The following is an 18340-nucleotide window of genomic DNA, read 5'->3' as shown; positions in this document are numbered from 1 at the left end:
CTGGCAAGAAAAAGAGCTTACACTATTCTTGCGCACAAAAAAAGCCGCCTGATTGGGCGACTCTTAGGGAGATTATTATGAAAAAGAAAAGTTTTAGGATTTTTCTAAACAAAGTTAGGAGGTCTTTGTTTATGCTTCTATTATAGCGGACATTTCTTAAAGAAAGCTTACGACTTTATTTCAAAATGAAAACAAATTCTTTACAGATTCTTTTCAGCGTTTAATATAGCTGGAATATCTAATAAACTTTCCATCTGATGATTGCCTTGATAGTCAGACGTCAAGAAATTGATACTCTGAATCTGGCTATTTCTTGCAAAGTCAATATCCAGACTCCGATCCCCAATATAGTAGGTATTTTCTGGCTCCAAGCCGTACTTCTCCATCAGATACATGGCAGCTTCTGGGTCAGGCTTGCGGGCAAAACCACTTTGACTGGTCAAAATCTCTGTAAAAAAAGATTCCAAACCCAAATCCCGTAGGATGACAAAGGCATTCTCTCCCTTATGGGTATAGACAAACTGCTCAATTCCAGCTTCTTGTCCCCAGGATAGGACATCACGCGCCCCATCCATCAGAAGGACCTGGGCATTTTTCTCTGCTAGACTTTCTGCTCGACGCTGATTTAAGTCCGTCACATCCAGATGATACTCTTCCGCCACGGCTACTAAAAGATCTTGAACCGAATGCTTCAAGATGTAGTCTTTAATGCTGGCTCGGTCAAATGGAAGCTGATAAGTTGCATAGGTCTCCTCAAGACCTGCCAGAATAGCATCATAGGAATCTAGCAAGGTCCCATCCAAATCCCAAATAAAGGCTTGTTTTGTCATTTTTTCTTCTCTCCTACTTTTCGTCTATATAGCTGACTCAAAAATAGCCAACGAAAGCCATTGTCGAGCAGTGTCCCCGTCCAGACCCCTGGAAGGCCAAAGCCAAGGGTTACTCCAAGCAGATAACCGGCTCCAATTCGAATGACCCACATACCAATCGTCGTTGCATAAAATGGAAGTTTCCCATTTCCCAAGCCTTGCCAAACAGCTGTATAGATGACCGTTCCTGCTGTAAACGGCGTTCCCAACAAAGAAAAGAGGACAACCGATAGACTAGCTTCTACCGCTTTTGTATCTTGTGTGTAGAGATGGGTCAGAAGGGTGCCCCCAAAAAAGATACTCAGAGCAATGGGCAACATCAACACAAAGGACAAGCAGTAAGACTGCTTTCGAAGGCGGTCAATCTGCTCAAGATCCCCTTCGCCTAGGCTCCGTGCTACGAGCATGACCGTCGCCGTGGCCACTCCAAACACAGGCATGTAGTTGAACTGGGTCAGGGTCTCTCCGATGGCATTTCCTGCGACTGCCTCGGTCCCAAAAGCAACCACGATCGCAATGATCACCACATCTCCAGCCCGCATCATCAGCCGCTCTCCGGCAGCTGGAAGTGCTAAGTTCAAGAGCTTACGATCCAATCCCCAACGAAGGGGGGCAAAGGGTAGCCGGACCTTTTGCCACAAGAGGACAACCCCAACCAGACGGGCCAGCACAGTCCCCAAGGCTGCTCCGACAATTCCCCAACCAAAAAGGAAAATGGCCACAGAGGAGAATAGAGCATTCAAAACATTGGTCAACAGGCTCACATACATAGGAAGACGTGGATTGTTGGCCACCCGAACCAAGGAGCCCAAGGTCGTCATCAAGCCTAAGAGAACTATGGTCCCGCCGACCAAGGAAAGGTAAATCCCCCCGCTTTCGGCTACTGCAGCTTCAGTCCCCAACAGCGAAATCATCTGGCGTCCAAATAACAGCGAAGCCCCTCCTAAGAGAGCACTCAACAACAAGGTCACCTTCAGTGACTCTGTCGCATGGTAGGCAATGTTGGCTTGATTTTTTTCACCCAAGCTTTTGGACATAACACTGGCAACTGCCGCACCCAGTGCCAAAAAGATGGCTTGATAGATGGTGATGATATTCCCTGCGACGGAAACACCTGAAATGGCAATCAAGCCCAGGTGAGCCACTAAATAAGAGTCCACCATACCCATCAGCATTTGTAAGAAATTTTCACCCATGGCAGGGAGGGCAATGTTTAAGATTTTTTTGTATGAATTCATGAGTATATAAAAGAGCCAAACGGCTCTTTTGATCTTTCTAATAGGAAGAATTAAAGTCCCAAGTAGTCTTCTACGGCTGCTTGCATGTCTTTAGCAGCTACGCTTGTACGATGGCGAACCGGCGCAGTTTCAAGTCCATCTACGGCCGGTGGCACAGGAACACCTGAGAGGGTGTGTAATTTGGCCAAGGCTTCGAAATCGCCTAGACCTGTCTCGCCTGTCACCGCTTCTACTGCTACAACTGGGAATTTATAAGGACTTGCTGTAGAGGCAATGACTGTTTTAGCAGCATCCCCTGTTTGGGTCCGGTATTTTTGGTAAACGGCTGATGCTACGGCTGTATGAGGGTCTTCGATGTAATCAGACGCTTCATAGACCCGCTTGATCTCTGCAGCAGTTTCTGCTTCATCTGCGTATGCAGCCGCAAACAAATCTAAGATATCTGCATCAAAGTCGGACAATTGGTATTGACCTGTTGCAACGAGGCTTTCCATCAACTCTTTGGTCTTTGTGGCATCATTGCCTACCAAGTGGAAGATCAAGCGTTCCAAGTTTGAAGAGACTAAGATATCCATCGATGGACTAGTGGTCACCTTGAAGCTGCGTTTCTTATCATAGACACGTGTTTTAAAGAAGTCTGTCAAGACATTGTTCTCGTTTGAGGCACAGATCAATTTCCCAACTGGAAGACCGATTTGTTTGGCATAGAAAGCTGCCAAGATATTTCCAAAGTTTCCTGTTGGGACGGTGAAGTTGACTTTTTCTCCAGCTGTGATTTGACCTGTTTTCACCAATTGCGCATAGGCGTATACGTAATAGACAACCTGAGGAACCAAACGGCCAATGTTCATGGAGTTGGCTGATGAGAATTGCATCTTGTTGGCTGCCAATTTTTCACGTAGTTCAACATCGTTGAACATATGTTTCACATTGGTTTGGGCATCGTCAAAGTTTCCATCAATGGCGATGACATGGGTATTGTCCCCAGTCTGAGTCGTCATTTGCAACTCTTGTACCTTGCTGACACCGTCTTTTGGATAAAAGACAATAATTTCAGTACCTGGAACATCGGCAAAACCTGCCATGGCAGCTTTACCAGTGTCCCCTGATGTCGCTGTCAAGATGACGATTTTATTTTCCAGACCGTGCTTTTTAGCTGCTGTTGTCATGAAATAAGGCAAGATCGACAAAGCCATATCTTTAAAGGCAATGGTTGAACCATGGAAAAGCTCCAAATTGTATTGCCCATCGAGTTTGACAAGAGGAGCAATAGCTGGAGTATCAAACTTGCTGTCATAAGCATGAGAAATACAGTAGTCCAACTCTTCTGCCGTAAAGTCGTCCAAAAAGGCTGACAAAACAAGCTTGGCCACTTCTTGGTAAGAAGCGTCTTTGAGGGTATCAAAATCCAGCTCTACTTGAGGATAAGAGACTGGAGTAAACAAACCGCCATCTGTCGCCAACCCTTGAAGGATAGCTTGACTAGCTGTTACAGTATTTTTTTCATCTCGTGTTGATTGGTAAACTAATGTCATGACTGTTTCATTCCTTTACTAGTAGTCTTCTCATTATATCATAAATGTCAGAAAATTTAACGGCTTTTCGCCAAATCTTGGCAAAGGACGGCAAACAGAAGCTAGATAAAAGAGAGCAGGCGCAACGACTTTGCTCCTACTCCCATGCGAATCTGTTTTTCAGGTGTCTGCAAGACTTGATCAAGCCAATCCCAACTCTGCTAAAACAGATGGGAAGTCTTTCTTCAAGCTTTCAAGAGCTACCGTTACTTCTTGACGAGTTTGGTTATTTTTCACAGTAACTTGACCGCTCTCAACTTCACTACTTCCTAAGGTAATCAAGGCTTTGGCCGCAAAGACATCTGCTGACTTAAATTGTGCCTTGAGCTTGCGTCCAAGGTAATCACGTTCTGCCTTGAAACCTTGGATTCGAAGGGCCTGAACCAAGCTAAGCGCTGCTTCATTGACCTCATCTCCTAGGACAGCGATATAGGCATCTAAGCCTGTTTCGATCGGTAATTCAATGCCTTTCTTTTCAAGAACAAGAAGGATCCGTTCCACACCGATACCGAATCCAAAACCAGCTGTCGCAGGGCCACCGAAGTATTCAACCAACCCATCATAACGACCACCCGCACAAACTGTCAATTCATTGCCTTCAATTTCTGTAATGAACTCAAAAATCGTGTGGTTGTAGTAATCTAAGCCACGCACCATATTGGTATCGATGACATAGGCTACCCCCAAGTCTTCCAACATCCGACGAACCGCATCAAAATGCGCTTGGCTTTCTTCATCTAGATAGTCTAGGATGGAAGGAGCCTGTTCAACCGCGGCCTTGTCTTCTTTTTCTTTTGAATCCAAGACACGAAGTGGATTTTCTTCTAAGCGACGTTGGCTGTCCTTAGACAATTGATCCTTCATTGGCAAGAGATAATCAATCAAGGCTTGACGATAAGCTTGACGACTAGCAGGGCTTCCCAAGGTGTTCAAGTGCAAGGTCACATTGTCAATTCCTAGTTCTTTCAGGAATTGCGCTGCCATGGCAATGGTTTCGACATCCGTTGCAGGATTGCTCGATCCAAAACATTCTACCCCAATCTGGTGGAATTGACGCAAACGACCTGCTTGAGGACGTTCATAGCGGAACATTGGGCCTATGTAATAGAACTTACTTGGTTTTTGTACCTCAGGCGCAAAGAGTTTATTTTCTACATACGAGCGGACAACAGGAGCTGTTCCTTCTGGACGAAGCGTGATATGACGGTCTCCCTTGTCATAGAAGTCATACATTTCTTTGGTAACGATATCCGTCGTATCCCCTACTGAACGGCTGATGACTTCATAATGTTCGAAGATCGGTGTGCGGATTTCATCATAATTGTATCGCGCAAAGACCTTGCGTGCAAAGCCTTCTACATATTGCCATTTCGCTGAATCGCCAGGAAGGATATCCTGGGTCCCTTTTGGTTTTTGTAATTTCATAGCCTTCATCCTTTGTCTTACTTTTGCCTCTATTTTACCACAAATTCGAAGAGAAATGGAGACTGGACCGAATTTCCTTCGTTCGACACGTTCAAAACCTCTTTCTCTTCTTGCCTTATCAGCCGAATTATGAGAAAATGGAAGCCATACTACACTGAAAGGATCTTGCGATGAGAGAGGATATCAAAATCAATGACCGCGCCCTGGCACTAGAGAAGTCATTAATCGAAAAATTGGAGCTTGTATTTGATACCGATGTTGAGTTAGATGTCTATAACCTAGGACTGATCTACGAGATCCATCTAGATGAAGCCGGTACTTGCAAGGTGGTTATGACCTTTACCGATACGGCTTGTAGCTGTGCTGAGAGCCTTCCGATCGAAATCGTCACTCGCCTAAAAGAAATTGAGGGGATCGAAGATGTCAAGGTCGAAGTGACCTGGTCACCCGCTTGGAAAATTACACGGATCAGCCGATACGGGCGCATCGCCCTTGGCCTTCCACCACGATAACAATCATTACCTTGTAAAAAATGTATTCAACTAATGAAAGAATGCCTTCTTCGGAAATCCGATCCACAATAAAAAAACGAGGGACACCAACTCTACCATCAGAGTCTGTTCCTCGTTTTTTATGATGATTGAATCCATTAAAACTTTTTCAACACCAGAACAAACTAAGCCTCGTCAGCTTTTGGTTCTGGAAGGATTTGATACAGCACAATCCCAAGAATGGTTGATGTTGCGACACCAGTGATTTGAAGGCCACCGAGGTCAATCATCAAACCACCGATCCCTGATACCAAGATCACACTTGCAATCAAGAGATTCTTTTTATTATCAAAATCAATCTTATGTTCAACTAAAATTTTCAAACCGCTAGCAGCGATAACCCCAAAGAGGGCAATAGACAACCCTCCCAATACAGGAGTTGGAATAGAGTGCAAGAGTGCTGATAGCTTCCCAATAAAGCTCATGACAACCGCAATCACTGCTGCGCCTGAAATAACGTAAACTGAGTAGACCTTACTAAGGGCCATAACCCCAATGTTTTCCCCATAAGAAGTTACCGGAGGAGCTCCAAAGAATCCAGCAATAATCTGTGCCAAGCCATCACCAGTAAGCGTATGGTCAAGCCCTGGATCCTTGAAATAATCACGCTCAGTCAAACTATTTAAAACCATGAGATGACCAAAGTGCTCTGTCATCGTCACAAAAGCAATTGGAGCCATGGTCAAAATCGCACTTGGATAGAGCTTAAAGCTATAATCTACAAATGGAATGTCAAAGTTTGGAACTTGAATCCAATGCGCTGCACTTACCTCTGAGAAATTGACAAAACTATGTCCTGTCAGCAAACCAAGAGCCAATGAGAAAATATAGCCCACAATTAATCCAAGTAAAATTGGGACGACACCGACAATCTTCTTGCCATACATGTTAAATAGGATAACCGCAAAGAGGGTCACCATCGAAATCAATAGAGCATAGCCACTGTAGCTATTATTTAAGGTTGTCGCATCAGTGACGGCATTCTTCGCAAGACTCAAACCAATTACCATGATAATGGGACCAACCACGATTGGTGGAAGGACCTTATTAATCCAATCTTTACCCGCATGCTTAACAATTAGAGCTACAAACAAGTAGACCAAACCACCCGCCATGGCACCCTGGGCAACTGCTGCGATTCCATCTGTCTTCATCAACATCTGCATAGCAGCAATATAAGCAAAACTAGACCCCATATAAGCAGGAATCTTATACTTGGTCACGGTTAAGTGAGCCAAGGTTCCCAAACCAGATGAGAAGAGAGCAATGGCAGGATCAATTCCAACCAAAATCGGCACCAGTACTGTCGCCCCAAACATGGCAAACAAATGCTGGAAAGATAAACCAATCAATAAACCAGGTTTTGGCATATCATTCACATCATATTTAACGTCATTCACGATCGTAAAAACCTCCTAAAATTCAGATGCAACGGCTTGTAGCTGGACAAAAATATCTACCTTCGATGAGCAAATTGTAAGCGAGCGCTTCATGCTCCATCATCGGCGATTTCTTTTTTATCAAACCACTTTTCAATATACAAAAAAATCCCCCACAACAAGGAGATACACAAAATATAGGCTGGTCTTCCCAGGCCTTTCATTTCCATAGCTCCTTGCCTGACTCTCTGGACAGTATTAAAGGATTGATTCGATTAGTCACAATTATAGCAAATTATAGACTGATTTACAAGAAAAAATGACAGATGATACACTCAAATCCACCAAAAAGTAATATTCATACGTTTCAGCGACAGGGTCGAAAATAGCCACTTTGAGCCAAAAAAGAGGCTGGACAAAAGTCCCAGCCTCTCAATTATTTTTGGATTGTCGAGCAAGACGCAGTGGTTGAGTGGAGGTGGGACGACGAAATCGAATTCTAATGAATTTCCGATTTCTGTCCCACTCTCTCTTTGGACAAAGTCGTCCTGGCAATTACTGTTTACCAGACTGTTCCATATTCCAGAAGTCGGTTACAGCACCACGTGATGCTGAAGAAACGATGTGGGCGTATTTACCCAGAACCCCACGGCTATACAGTGGTGGCAAGGTTGTTTCTGCCTTGCGTTTCGCTAACTCTTCGTCTGAAACGTGCATAGTGATTTCTTTGGTATCTTGGTCAACCGTTACCAAATCCCCTGTGTGGAGGTAGGCGATTGGACCGCCGACCTGAGCTTCAGGCGCGATGTGTCCAACAACGAGACCGTAAGTACCACCTGAGAAGCGGCCGTCTGTTAAGAGGGCTACCTTGTCTCCTTGGCCTTTCCCAACGATCATGGATGACAAGGACAGCATTTCTGGCATACCAGGACCACCCTTAGGACCTACGAAACGGACAACGACAACGTCGCCATCCACAATTTCATCCGAAAGAACGGCTTCAATGGCAGCTTCTTCTGAGTCAAAGACCTTAGCAGGACCCGTGATGTTACGAACTTTCACACCTGATACTTTGGCAACCGCCCCTTCTGGAGCCAAGTTCCCTTTCAAGATGATCAATGGACCATCCGCACGTTTTGGATTTTCAAGTGGCATGATAACTTTTTGACCTGGTGTCAAATCAGCGAAGGCTTCCAAGTTCTCAGCAACAGTTTTACCAGTACAAGTGATACGATCCCCATGAAGGAAACCATTCTTAAGAAGGTATTTCATGACGGCTGGCACACCACCAACATTATAAAGGTCTTGGAAGACATATTTCCCTGAAGGTTTCAAGTCCGCCAAGTGAGGCACACGCTCTTGGAAATCGTTGAAGTCTTCAAGGGTCAAGTCCACGTTAGCCGCGTGAGCGATCGCAAGCAAGTGAAGGGTCGCATTGGTAGAACCACCCAGCGCCATGGTGACAGTAATGGCATCTTCAAAGGCTTCACGGGTCAAGATATCCGATGGTTTGAGTCCCATTTCCAACATCTTGACAACAGCACGACCTGCTTCTTCGATATCGGCTTTTTTATCAGCCGATTCAGCAGGGTGAGAAGAGGAACCAGGAAGACTCATCCCAAGGACCTCAATCGCTGTCGCCATGGTGTTGGCCGTATACATCCCACCACAGCCACCAGGGCCAGGGCAGGCGTTACATTCTAGTTGCTTCACTTCTTCAGCGGTCATATCACCGTGGTTCCATTTCCCGATTCCTTCGAAAACAGAAACCAAGTCGATATCTTTTCCATCGAGATTCCCTGGAGCAATGGTCCCACCATAAGCAAAGATCGCTGGGATATCCATATTGGCAATGGCAATCATCGAACCAGGCATGTTCTTATCACAGCCCCCGATGGCCACAAAGGCATCCACGTTGTGACCGCCCATAGCCGCTTCGATAGAATCCGCAATGATATCACGTGACGTCAGGGAGAAGCGCATCCCAGGCGTCCCCATAGCGATCCCGTCCGCAACCGTAATGGTGCCAAATTGGACCGGCCAAGCACCTGCATCTTTCACACCTTCTTTGGCCAATTTTCCAAAATCGTGGAGGTGGATGTTACAAGGGGTATTTTCCGCCCATGTCGAAATCACTCCGACAATCGGTTTCTCAAAGCTTTCATCGGTCATTCCCGTCGCGCGAAGCATGGCACGGTTGGGAGATTTTACCATGCTATCGTAGACACTACTACGATGGCGTTTGTCTAATTCTGTCATGTCATTCCTCTCGTTCCATTTTTTACCATTATAGCATAAAAGAAGGCCCAAAGACAGATCCAAACTTTGAGATCAACTAGGGAGAAGAAACTTTTCCCAAAAATTTCAATTTTTTTGTCAAGTAACTTTACTTTACAAAAAAGTTTTGTTATACTGTTAAAGTTGATGAAAATCAAACCTAATTGAATTTATATCTTAAAAGGAGAAAAACGAAATGGCAGTACCTGCACGTCGCACATCAAAAGCGAAGAAAAACAAACGTCGTACGCACTACAAAGTAACAGCTCCATCTGTAAACTTTGACGAAGCAACTGGAGATTACTCACGTTCACACCGTGTATCACTTAAAGGATACTACAAAGGACGTAAGATCGCTAAAGCTGCATCAGCTGAATAATAGAAGGGAGATACCATGCGCGTAAATATTACACTTGAACACAAAGAATCTGGTGAACGCTTGTACCTTACTTCTAAAAACAAACGTAACACTCCAGACCGTCTTCAATTGAAGAAATACTCACCAAAACTTCGCAAACACGTTGTATTTACTGAAGTGAAATAGGGGTTCACTACACGTCAATAGACGTTAAAAACCTTGATTTTAAGCAATTTTTGAAATTTCAAATTTCACTACATTGCAATATAAATCAATCGAATCACTACCTTTTTCACTACCTTTTTTGAAATAAAAATAATGATTCGGATATTTAAAAGAAGAGGAACTTTAGTGTGAAGCTCCTCTTTTTGTTATTTGTTCTTTTACTTACAAATAGTAACATTTGGTTTGGAAAGTATGGGTTTTCAGTTGGGTTAAAAACAGGGGAATATTTTTAGTTCTGTAAGTATTAATCTATACGCTTACATATATCTTTTGCTCTCTATCCTTTAGGTGAAAATACCGATTTTATGGTATAATAAGGATAACTCTATATAAGGAGGTGTGCCATGACTCTTGATGTGAATAAAGAAGAATTAACAATTTTAGGAATTCCCTTTGATAACTTTTCAGATTTTGATACTGTCTGGTATGCTATTGGGTCATCAATGATTGAAAATTATGAACCTACTGTTCAAGATGTGATTGATTTAAAAACTTATGTTATCAACAAACGAAAGGAATTGAATATTGGTTAAAAATCAATACGAAGGCTATGAGTACATTGACCCCAATCACCAATATACCTATCCAAATTCTACAGTCTTAATCAACAAACAAAATATTACAAATATTGAAGAAGCCTATCGGAATGAGCATTTATTCGTTACTAAAAGGCTTGCAGACTTGCGCTTGAAAACCATTGAAGTATATTCCATTAGTGATATTTTAGCCATTCATAAATATTTATTTCAAGATGTCTATGCTTGGGCGGGGCAATTTCGCAAGGTGAATATCTCAAAAAATGGGAATCCTTTTATGTCAATACAATCTTTCAGTACTGCCCAAGTATATATAAACCGCCTTATTCATACCTATTATCAAACTGCTAATTCAAAAGATGGGATTATTAAACAATTAGCAAAAATTCTTGATAATCTTAATTATTTCCATCCCTTCCGAGAAGGTAATGGACGAACTCAACGAGAAGTTATTCGTTCCTTAGCACTGTCAAAAGGATATTCTGCACAAATACGTGTGGAGCAAGATGACGAGGTTTACAATCTTTATATGGACGGAACAGTCTATGGAGATTTAAGAAAGTTAGAAGAACTACTTGGTAAAATACTGGAAAAATTGTAAATTAGTCTACAAAAATACTTCTATATTTTTAAATATCCTAAATATCACAGAAAATTATAACTTACCAAGGTTTAAATCATAATAGATAGACAAAAAGCTTCTGAAATCTAACATTTCAGAAGCTTTTTTCTTGTCATAAAATGGCTACAACTATTATTATTCAATACATATTATATCTATTTATTAAAATAATTAATAATTAAGTAGTGGTCCGCTAAGATGAAATTCAAAATTTGTAACATCAACTAAACCAACAACTTTGTCACTTTGATATAATTCCATCAAAAATTGTGCCATCTCTTCACTTGTGTGATATTTAGCAAAATGCTCATCATAATCATATTCTTTAGAATCTGTAGCAACTTGACCGAATTCCGTTTTTGTGGCAGCTGGAGCTAAAACCTTAGCTTTTAATTGATGTTGATTTGCCTCTAGTTCCAATGCCAAGCCTTCTGTAAAAGCACTGACATAAAATTTACTTGCACAGTATGTAACTGCATTTGGAACCATCATGTATCCGCCTCTAGATGATAAGTTAATCAATTGAGCGCCTTTACAATCTTTATAATCTCTCACATATAGAGTTGATAGAATTGTTAAAGCTTCAATGTTTAGATGGATTAATGTTATTATCTTTTCTAAATCTTGAGATTCAACCTTATCATAATTTCCAAAACCAGCATTATTTATTAGCGTAGTAATGTGATATTTTTTCAAGCTTTCATAAAGAGCAAAAACATTACTGGACTTCGATAAATCAACAACTTTAATAACAACATCTAAATCCGGATAATGGTTCAAAATATCTTGCTTCAATTTTTCTAGTCGTTCTTGACGCCGAGCAATTAAAATAAGATTCGTTCCTAATTTTGCAAATTGTCTTGCTGTCTCCGCTCCTATACCAGCACTGGCTCCAGTAATACAAGTATAATTCTTCGTTTGTTCCATACTATTTTCTCCTTTACAGATTGCTATTTGCATTTTTTATAAGAGTCGCTGCTCCCATCAAGGTTCTTGACAGCCTTATCACTAAGCCCCTTTGGAGCTCTCTATTCCTTCAAACCAATTTTTCGTCTATATGGTATTACCTCCTCTCCTAGCTTTATATCAAATTCCTTTGATACTATGTATTTTACATAGTAAAGCGCACTTTATGTCAAGAGAAAACTGAAAATTTTTTAATTTTTTAAAAATTATGCTAAAATAATAAAAAATAAAGGGGGGAAATATTATGGCTTACTATTCTATTGGAGAATTTGCTAAAAAAACTGGACTTCCTATTCCCACACTTCGATACTATGAGCAAGAAAAATTGATTTACTCACACAGAGAAGAAAATAATCGTAGATACTATGATGACTCTGATATAGCGTGGGCTCAATTCATTATTAGATTAAAAAAGACGGGAATGTCTATTAAAAATATGCAAGAATACGCTGACCTAAGATATAAAGGAGACTCCACAATTCCTCAACGACTTAGACTACTATTTTTTCAACTTGATGAACTTCATAAGCAACAAACTGAAATTAACCAACATATTGATTTTCTTGAAAAGAAAATTAAAACTTATTTAGGTATTAATCCTAATTAGCACCATTATTATTTTCTTTATCTAAAAAAGGGATTGACAATTGAACTCTTTTTATATTACTTGTTAAATGGTTGTAATTGGGATTTTCTTAAGTTGAACTTGTAAAATAGAAGTGTATACATTTTTAATCTATAGTCGTAGAGATTTAGTAAAACTATAGCCAAATATAGATCTTTTTCTATAATTTACTAATGTCTGTTATAATGGACATTATTTGAAATTTCCATTATAACAGACATTAATACAGTTTTGTAATATTATTTTGGTATAGTAATATTATAAAAGGAGGCGAGAAACATGAGAAAAATTGTTAGCATATTATTGTTGTCATTATCAATAATTACGTTAATTGCTTGCTCAAAAAACAACTACCAATCTTTAGATGGTGAGTATTATTGGATCTCAAGTGAAAGAAACGAGTTGGCGTTTACTATTAAAGGAGAAAATGCTTCCATTGAGCATGGAGAAGCCGACAGCTTTACCATTAACAAACAAAAGAATACGATCGAATTAACTGGACAAAATATTACGAGTCGATCAGAAGATTATTCATTTAAAGATGGGGTCTTTTCTGTTGATATTAGCGGAGTTAAGCACGACTACTATCTTAAAGGTAGCGAAGCATATAAAAACGCTCTAAAACAATATGGATATAAATAACATTATTCACACCTATTTTCCTGAATAGGTGTTTTTTTCAAATAAAAAAGACTCCGGAGAGTCTTCGCATTACTTATGCAATTCTTTATTACTCAATGTATGAAAAATACCCCACAGAAGAATATTTACAATGATAAACAGCAAAATTTCCACTAAATTAAAGTCTATCAAATTCCGTGACCGCATTGCCACCATAGCTTGGGAGTAGGGATAGATTAAAGATAATTTATCTGATACAAAAATCATCATAAATCCTACGAAGGTACCAATAGCACCAATTCCCACAGATTTACTGAAAACACGAGTTTTAGCTGTCACAAAAAACTGTACTGCCATCATACTAATTGTTCCAAAAATCCCCAATAAATCCCACTTGAGGTAGGTGAACAAATTAGAAATTTCTAAATGAATTAGGTGAGCACTGACATAAAAAATACCAAACAAGAACAACTGTAAAACAGCAATAAACAAGATAATTACTATTTCTTTTGCCAACAATAATTTCCCAAGACTGACATTATTAGCTCTGAGAAATTCAATATTTTTCCTATCAAACTCTTTTCCTAACATCATGGCTACATAAATGCTGACCAAAATCGGAAAGAAAAGCTGGCTATAATAGAAGGTCAATTGTCCCCATAAAACAGGCACTTTTTCACTTTCTGCAACCATAGAATAAGCTGCACCTAAGTAAATACCAAGACCAATCAGGCTACAAAAAGCTAAGAAGAAAATACCAATCATCAACATGGAAAATTTTTGGGTTTTCCGCCATTCTACTGATAGATAAGACATCATAGCTTGCCTCCTTTCTTTTCAACTAGATAGAGAGATAAGAAGAGATAGATTAGGGCTATTGGCAAATATGTAAAGAGTTTAAATCCTAGGTTTGTCGCCAAAACATAACTCACTTGACTGGCGACTTTCTGGTAATCCACCAAAGACAGATATGCTATACCACCAAATGGGAAAATCAGCTGTAGAAAAGCTGTTGCATGACCAAATCCAACTCCAAGAAATCCTCCGAAAATCCCTAATGCCATTATCAATGCCTGCTTTTTCAGTAAAAACTGCAAAGTCAAAAACAGACAGGTTAAGACAAAAGATGCTAGCAAGAAAATGACGATTTGCCAGAGGATTAGGCTAACAGGCATTTCTAGACCAGAAAAGTTTGCAATCAACTGGACTACTACTCCCTCCAAAATAGCGAGAAAGGTCAAAACGAACATAGTCAGGCCAAGCTTACTCAGAAAGATATGCCGTACATTTTCACCATTTGCCAAAAGCAGTTTGAAAGTGTTGCCCTCCTTCTCGTTCTTGACAATCCGGGATACAAAGAGAGCAATCACGATAGGGAGAATCAAGCCATTTACTTCTTTTATCATATAGAAAATTAGGTTAATCTGGTGCATGTCTGGATTACTTAGGTAACGTGTAGCGGCTGCAATTGCCCAAGCAAATCCGACTCCCATAACTAGTATGATAATGAAGAAGGATTTGGTTCGTTTTGCCTTGAGCAATTCAATAGACAAATTATTCAACATAAGACTCACTCCTTGGTTAAGTTGAGGAAGATAGATTCCAAGGTTTCTTGTTCTTGCTTCACTTCATAAATTGGAACTTCCTCGACTATTAAATCTCGTAACAAACTAGAAATCTGCTGGTCGGCAAGGTTAGTCAGCTTGAGTTTATCCTCATGTATTTCTAACATCTTGCACGGATAACCAAATAACACTTGGCTAATGGCTTCACGTCGACCTCTAAAATCCCCACGCACTTCCAGCCATTTATTGGACTGAATTTTACGAATTTCTCCCTCGTAAACGAGTTGACCATGATTGATAATCCCTACACGGTCAGCGATATGCTCTACTTCAGAAAGGATATGGGTAGAGATGAAGACAGTAATGCCCTGTTCTTTTGCCAACTTGATAATCAGTTCCCGAATTTCATGAATCCCTGCTGGGTCTAGCCCGTTAGTTGGTTCATCCAGTATCAACAAACGCGGTTTCTTGACTAAGGCAAAGGCTAAAGCCAAACGCTGTTTCATACCCAGAGAATAATCTTTAACCAATTTTTTCTTGTTTTTAGGTTGATCTAACCCAACAATTTTCAAGGTTTCCTGAATATTTTTCTTATCAAATCCAAGGATTTTTTGGAAAACCAAGAGATTTTCATAGCCTGTCAAATTAGGATAATAAGACGGTTCTTCAATCATAGAGCCAATCTGATTAAGATACTGCTTGTCCGTACCTATGGATTGACCGAACACTTCAATATCCCCAGCTGTACGAGAAATCAAAGACAAAATCATCTTCATGGTGGTTGTTTTCCCAGCTCCATTTGGACCTAGAAAACCATAAATCTCACCTTGTTGAACTGATAAGGAACTAAGGTTAACTACCTGAGTGTCCTTAAATTCCTTTTGTAAGTTTTTTATCTGTAAAACATTACTAATCATTATGAACTTCCTCCATTAAACTAAAAAATTTTCTATAATTTTGATTTCCATGAATCAAATTATCATGAGTATCTTTGATAACATCTCTACTACTCTTATCAACAAAAATGATAGAATCAACATAATTCACAATATCTAATTGGTGAGTCACTATTACCATTGTTTTGTCTGAATAAAATGGATTTGGATTACTCCATCACCAGCACCAAGAACGTTATCAAGTTCTTCAAGAGTCAATTCTTGAAGAGAATTCATTGCTTCAATCTCAACGAGATTCATTTGTTGTTTAACCATTTGGAAATACCTCACTGATTAAAATTAATTTGAGAAGTATCTCTATCTAGGTTATGTCTTTATTATAGACATGCTAGATTAATTTTAAACTAAGCTAACCTTAATTTTACATTAAGATTAAAGTATTTTTCTTTTTTTCACTCTTTTAAATGGTATAATTTAAATAAGCGAGGTAAGATTATGAGTTTCGAACAACAACTCCTGAATAAGCACATCCTTATTATTGATGACGATAAAATTTTAAACTCTTCCATAAGAGATATTCTCACTGCCTACGGATTTTCCAATCTAACATCAGCCTATGATATAGAATCTAGTTTGGACATGATTGAAATAGAGCAGTTCGACCTTTTCCTTTTGGACATTATGCTACCCGATGGGGATGGCTACACATTAGCAAAACATATCCGAAAAAAAGGCGATACTCCTATCCTCTTTCTGACTGCCAAAAATAATCCTGAAGATGAGATAGCTGGTTTCAATGCTGGTGGTGATGATTATATCATGAAACCCTTCATTCCAAAAAATCTTATCTATCGTATTATGGCTCTGCTCCGTAGAAGTTATAAATCAGAACAGGAAACAATACAGATTGGACAGACTTTGGTGAGTTTTCGGAATGCAACAGTACAAAAAAATGGAGCAGAAATTTCTATTACGCCAATTGAAATTCAGATTTTGAAAAAACTTTACGATAATAAAAATTACATCGTTTCAACCGAATCTCTCTGTGATACGATTTGGGGAGTGGATAGCTTTGGTTATGAAAACTCTTTGACTGTACATATTCGGAAAATTCGAGAAAAAATAGAAGAAAATCCTTCAAAACCTCAATATTTAAAGACAGCTAAAGGGCTAGGATATAAATTGTTATCATGATTATGAATCAAACCAAAATTTTAAGGTATTCACTAAAGAAATTTATCTTTTCTTCCATCATTATCTTTATTACCAATATTATTCTAATTGCCAGTTTTGTTTTCTACATTAGTAAAAAGCAAACTGCTACTGAGACTGTGAAAATAATTTCTGAACACATTACCATCACAAATAATAACGTCCACATACCTGAAAATGATATTTCTAGTCTAAAAGAACAAAAGTTATGGCTCATGGTATTGGATAAGCAGACTGGAAAACAAGTGTACGAACAGTATAAACCTACAGAAGTTCCTTCACAATTTGACTACGGGGACATTTTACAGTTTTCTCGCTATTATCTTTCAGATTATCCTGTTTTTAGTCAGATAAAAGGTGGATACATCATTGTTGTTGGTTTTCCAAAAGATAAAATTGCTCGTTATAGTTTTAATTACTTAGATATAGATAGTATTCGCCTGTTTCCACTAATAGCATTTGGAGTATTGCTTTTCAACTGCCTTTATTTCGCTTTTCTTTACTACTATGGCGTGACGCATATCAATCGTAAAATTGTGCCTCTTGTAACTGCTATTCAGAATCTCCCATATGGTTTAAAAAATCCAATAAATTCTATATCAGAACTAGAATATCTTACAACTGCAATTAATCAAACCGATACTCTACTCAAAGAGAATGAAGTCTTTAAAGAGCAATGGATTTCAGGTATTGCACACGATATCAAAACACCTCTTTCTGTCATCATTTCTAACGCGTCCTTGTTAAATGATTCTGAACTAGATACACAGTCTAAAAAACATATTCGTCCAATATTGACGGAATCCTATTACATCCAAAATGTTTTAAATGACTTAAATATAGTAGCTCGCCTTTCATCCGGTCATCTTCAATTAAATCAGACTGAAACAAAAATTATCCCCTTCTTCAAAGACATTCTCATCCATATTTTAAATCAAGAAATCTGGAATGAATTTGAATTTGAATTTGATTACGATTATTCACTTGTTAATCAATCTATCATGATTGAGCAATTTTTAATCACAAGAGTTATCCATAATATCATCTACAACTCTGTTTTACATAACGAAAAGGGTTGCACAATAAGAATCCACTTATATAAAAAAGATACAAATGTAATTGTCGAAATCAAAGATAATGGACAGGGAGCTTCACCAGAAAAAATTGCTGAACTTAATGAATTATCTTTTAAAAACATTGATATTTCTAAAATTAGAACGACTGGAATTGGGCTAAAAATTTCAAAACAAATTGTTGATTTGCATCAGGGTTCTATTTCGTTTGCTAGTATCCAAAATGAATTCTTTGAAAGTATCATTTCACTTCCAATTTTCAACATTACCAATTAGCCAAAAAATGGAGAAGAACCATTAGAGTTTTCTCCATTTTATTCATCTTATC

At 39.2% G+C, this 18340-nt stretch carries 20 protein-coding genes; 9 read left to right on the top strand and 11 right to left on the bottom strand.

Annotated features, from left to right (window positions below; all coding sequences use genetic code 11):
• Nucleotides 1-200: 200 nt before the first annotated feature.
• The 4 genes from I2E70_RS07675 to hisS all read right to left on the bottom strand — a co-directional run bounded on the left by I2E70_RS07675 (nt 201) and on the right by hisS (nt 5106).
• Nucleotides 201-830, bottom strand: a complete 630-nt coding sequence (locus I2E70_RS07675) for an HAD-IA family hydrolase (RefSeq protein WP_195424313.1) — start codon at nt 828-830, stop codon at nt 201-203.
• Nucleotides 827-2107 (bottom strand): MATE family efflux transporter, encoded by a 1281-nt coding sequence (locus tag I2E70_RS07670; protein ID WP_070464639.1) that lies wholly within the window; start codon nt 2105-2107, stop codon nt 827-829. The genes I2E70_RS07675 and I2E70_RS07670 overlap by 4 nt, the downstream gene beginning before the upstream one ends.
• Before the next feature lie 50 nt (nt 2108-2157).
• A complete protein-coding gene (gene thrC, locus I2E70_RS07665) occupies nt 2158-3642 on the bottom strand; it encodes a threonine synthase (protein ID WP_195424312.1) in 1485 nt (494 codons plus the stop codon).
• 180 nt (nt 3643-3822) lie between these two features.
• Nucleotides 3823-5106 (bottom strand): histidine--tRNA ligase, encoded by a 1284-nt coding sequence (gene hisS, locus I2E70_RS07660; protein WP_003010893.1) that lies wholly within the window; start codon nt 5104-5106, stop codon nt 3823-3825.
• A 170-nt stretch (nt 5107-5276) separates the two neighbouring features.
• On the opposite strand from hisS, the gene I2E70_RS07655 reads away from it, so the two are divergent.
• The gene (locus I2E70_RS07655; protein WP_195424310.1) at nt 5277-5618 is read left to right on the top strand and encodes a metal-sulfur cluster assembly factor; all 342 of its coding nucleotides are present in this window, start codon (nt 5277-5279) and stop codon (nt 5616-5618) included.
• 164 nt (nt 5619-5782) lie between these two features.
• On the opposite strand, the gene I2E70_RS07650 is transcribed toward I2E70_RS07655, so the two are convergent.
• Together I2E70_RS07650 and ilvD are read right to left on the bottom strand one after the other, a co-directional pair.
• A complete protein-coding gene (locus tag I2E70_RS07650; protein ID WP_151191235.1) occupies nt 5783-7057 on the bottom strand; it encodes a uracil-xanthine permease family protein in 1275 nt (424 codons plus the stop codon).
• Nucleotides 7058-7591: 534 nt separating this feature from the next.
• Nucleotides 7592-9295, bottom strand: a complete 1704-nt coding sequence (ilvD, locus tag I2E70_RS07645; protein ID WP_023920149.1) for a dihydroxy-acid dehydratase — start codon at nt 9293-9295, stop codon at nt 7592-7594.
• A 214-nt stretch (nt 9296-9509) separates the two neighbouring features.
• Here ilvD and rpmF point away from each other — a divergent pair, with 214 nt between their 5' ends.
• From rpmF to I2E70_RS07625, 4 genes are all read left to right on the top strand, one after another.
• Nucleotides 9510-9692 carry a 50S ribosomal protein L32 gene (gene rpmF / locus I2E70_RS07640; RefSeq protein ID WP_003009516.1) on the top strand — a complete coding sequence of 61 codons (183 nt, stop codon included), beginning with the start codon at nt 9510-9512 and terminating at the stop codon, nt 9690-9692.
• A gap of 15 nt (nt 9693-9707) precedes the next feature.
• Complete coding sequence (gene rpmG, locus I2E70_RS07635) at nt 9708-9857, top strand: 50S ribosomal protein L33 (protein WP_001265622.1); 150 nt, start codon at nt 9708-9710, stop codon at nt 9855-9857.
• 383 nt (nt 9858-10240) lie between these two features.
• On the top strand, nt 10241-10429 hold the full coding sequence (locus I2E70_RS07630) for a hypothetical protein (RefSeq protein ID WP_000171299.1): 189 nt from the start codon (nt 10241-10243) through the stop codon (nt 10427-10429).
• Entirely contained in the window at nt 10422-11033 is a 612-nt protein-coding gene (locus I2E70_RS07625; protein ID WP_000240414.1) for a Fic/DOC family protein, read from the top strand. The genes I2E70_RS07630 and I2E70_RS07625 overlap by 8 nt, the downstream gene beginning before the upstream one ends.
• A 192-nt stretch (nt 11034-11225) precedes the next feature.
• Here I2E70_RS07625 and I2E70_RS07620 read toward each other — a convergent pair whose 3' ends face one another.
• Nucleotides 11226-11981, bottom strand: a complete 756-nt coding sequence (locus I2E70_RS07620; RefSeq protein ID WP_070458762.1) for an SDR family NAD(P)-dependent oxidoreductase — start codon at nt 11979-11981, stop codon at nt 11226-11228.
• A gap of 283 nt (nt 11982-12264) precedes the next feature.
• Here I2E70_RS07620 and I2E70_RS07615 point away from each other — a divergent pair, with 283 nt between their 5' ends.
• Nucleotides 12265-12627 carry a MerR family transcriptional regulator gene (locus I2E70_RS07615; protein ID WP_000332322.1) on the top strand — a complete coding sequence of 121 codons (363 nt, stop codon included), beginning with the start codon at nt 12265-12267 and terminating at the stop codon, nt 12625-12627.
• A gap of 297 nt (nt 12628-12924) precedes the next feature.
• A complete protein-coding gene (locus I2E70_RS07610) occupies nt 12925-13287 on the top strand; it encodes a hypothetical protein (RefSeq protein WP_070458760.1) in 363 nt (120 codons plus the stop codon).
• Nucleotides 13288-13356: 69 nt separating this feature from the next.
• On the opposite strand, the gene I2E70_RS07605 is transcribed toward I2E70_RS07610, so the two are convergent.
• From I2E70_RS07605 to I2E70_RS07590, 4 genes are all read right to left on the bottom strand, one after another.
• Nucleotides 13357-14085 carry an ABC transporter permease gene (locus tag I2E70_RS07605; protein WP_195424308.1) on the bottom strand — a complete coding sequence of 243 codons (729 nt, stop codon included), beginning with the start codon at nt 14083-14085 and terminating at the stop codon, nt 13357-13359.
• Nucleotides 14082-14831: an ABC transporter permease gene (locus tag I2E70_RS07600; RefSeq protein ID WP_029689695.1), complete on the bottom strand. Its 750-nt coding sequence runs from the start codon at nt 14829-14831 to the stop codon at nt 14082-14084. Before I2E70_RS07600 ends, I2E70_RS07605 begins: the two co-directional genes overlap by 4 nt.
• A 5-nt stretch (nt 14832-14836) precedes the next feature.
• The gene (locus tag I2E70_RS07595; protein WP_006149382.1) at nt 14837-15748 is read right to left on the bottom strand and encodes an ABC transporter ATP-binding protein; all 912 of its coding nucleotides are present in this window, start codon (nt 15746-15748) and stop codon (nt 14837-14839) included.
• 153 nt (nt 15749-15901) lie between these two features.
• On the bottom strand, nt 15902-16042 hold the full coding sequence (locus I2E70_RS07590; protein ID WP_229060286.1) for a type A2 lanthipeptide: 141 nt from the start codon (nt 16040-16042) through the stop codon (nt 15902-15904).
• A gap of 180 nt (nt 16043-16222) precedes the next feature.
• On the opposite strand from I2E70_RS07590, the gene I2E70_RS07585 reads away from it, so the two are divergent.
• Complete coding sequence (locus I2E70_RS07585) at nt 16223-16921, top strand: response regulator transcription factor (protein WP_006149379.1); 699 nt, start codon at nt 16223-16225, stop codon at nt 16919-16921.
• On the top strand, nt 16918-18288 hold the full coding sequence (locus I2E70_RS07580) for a sensor histidine kinase (RefSeq protein WP_195424304.1): 1371 nt from the start codon (nt 16918-16920) through the stop codon (nt 18286-18288). Before I2E70_RS07585 ends, I2E70_RS07580 begins: the two co-directional genes overlap by 4 nt.
• Nucleotides 18289-18340 lie beyond the last annotated feature (52 nt).

Source organism: Streptococcus parasanguinis, from assembly GCF_015556095.1.
Classification (GTDB): domain Bacteria; phylum Bacillota; class Bacilli; order Lactobacillales; family Streptococcaceae; genus Streptococcus; species Streptococcus parasanguinis_Q.
This window is presented reverse-complemented; position numbering and strand designations above follow the sequence as displayed.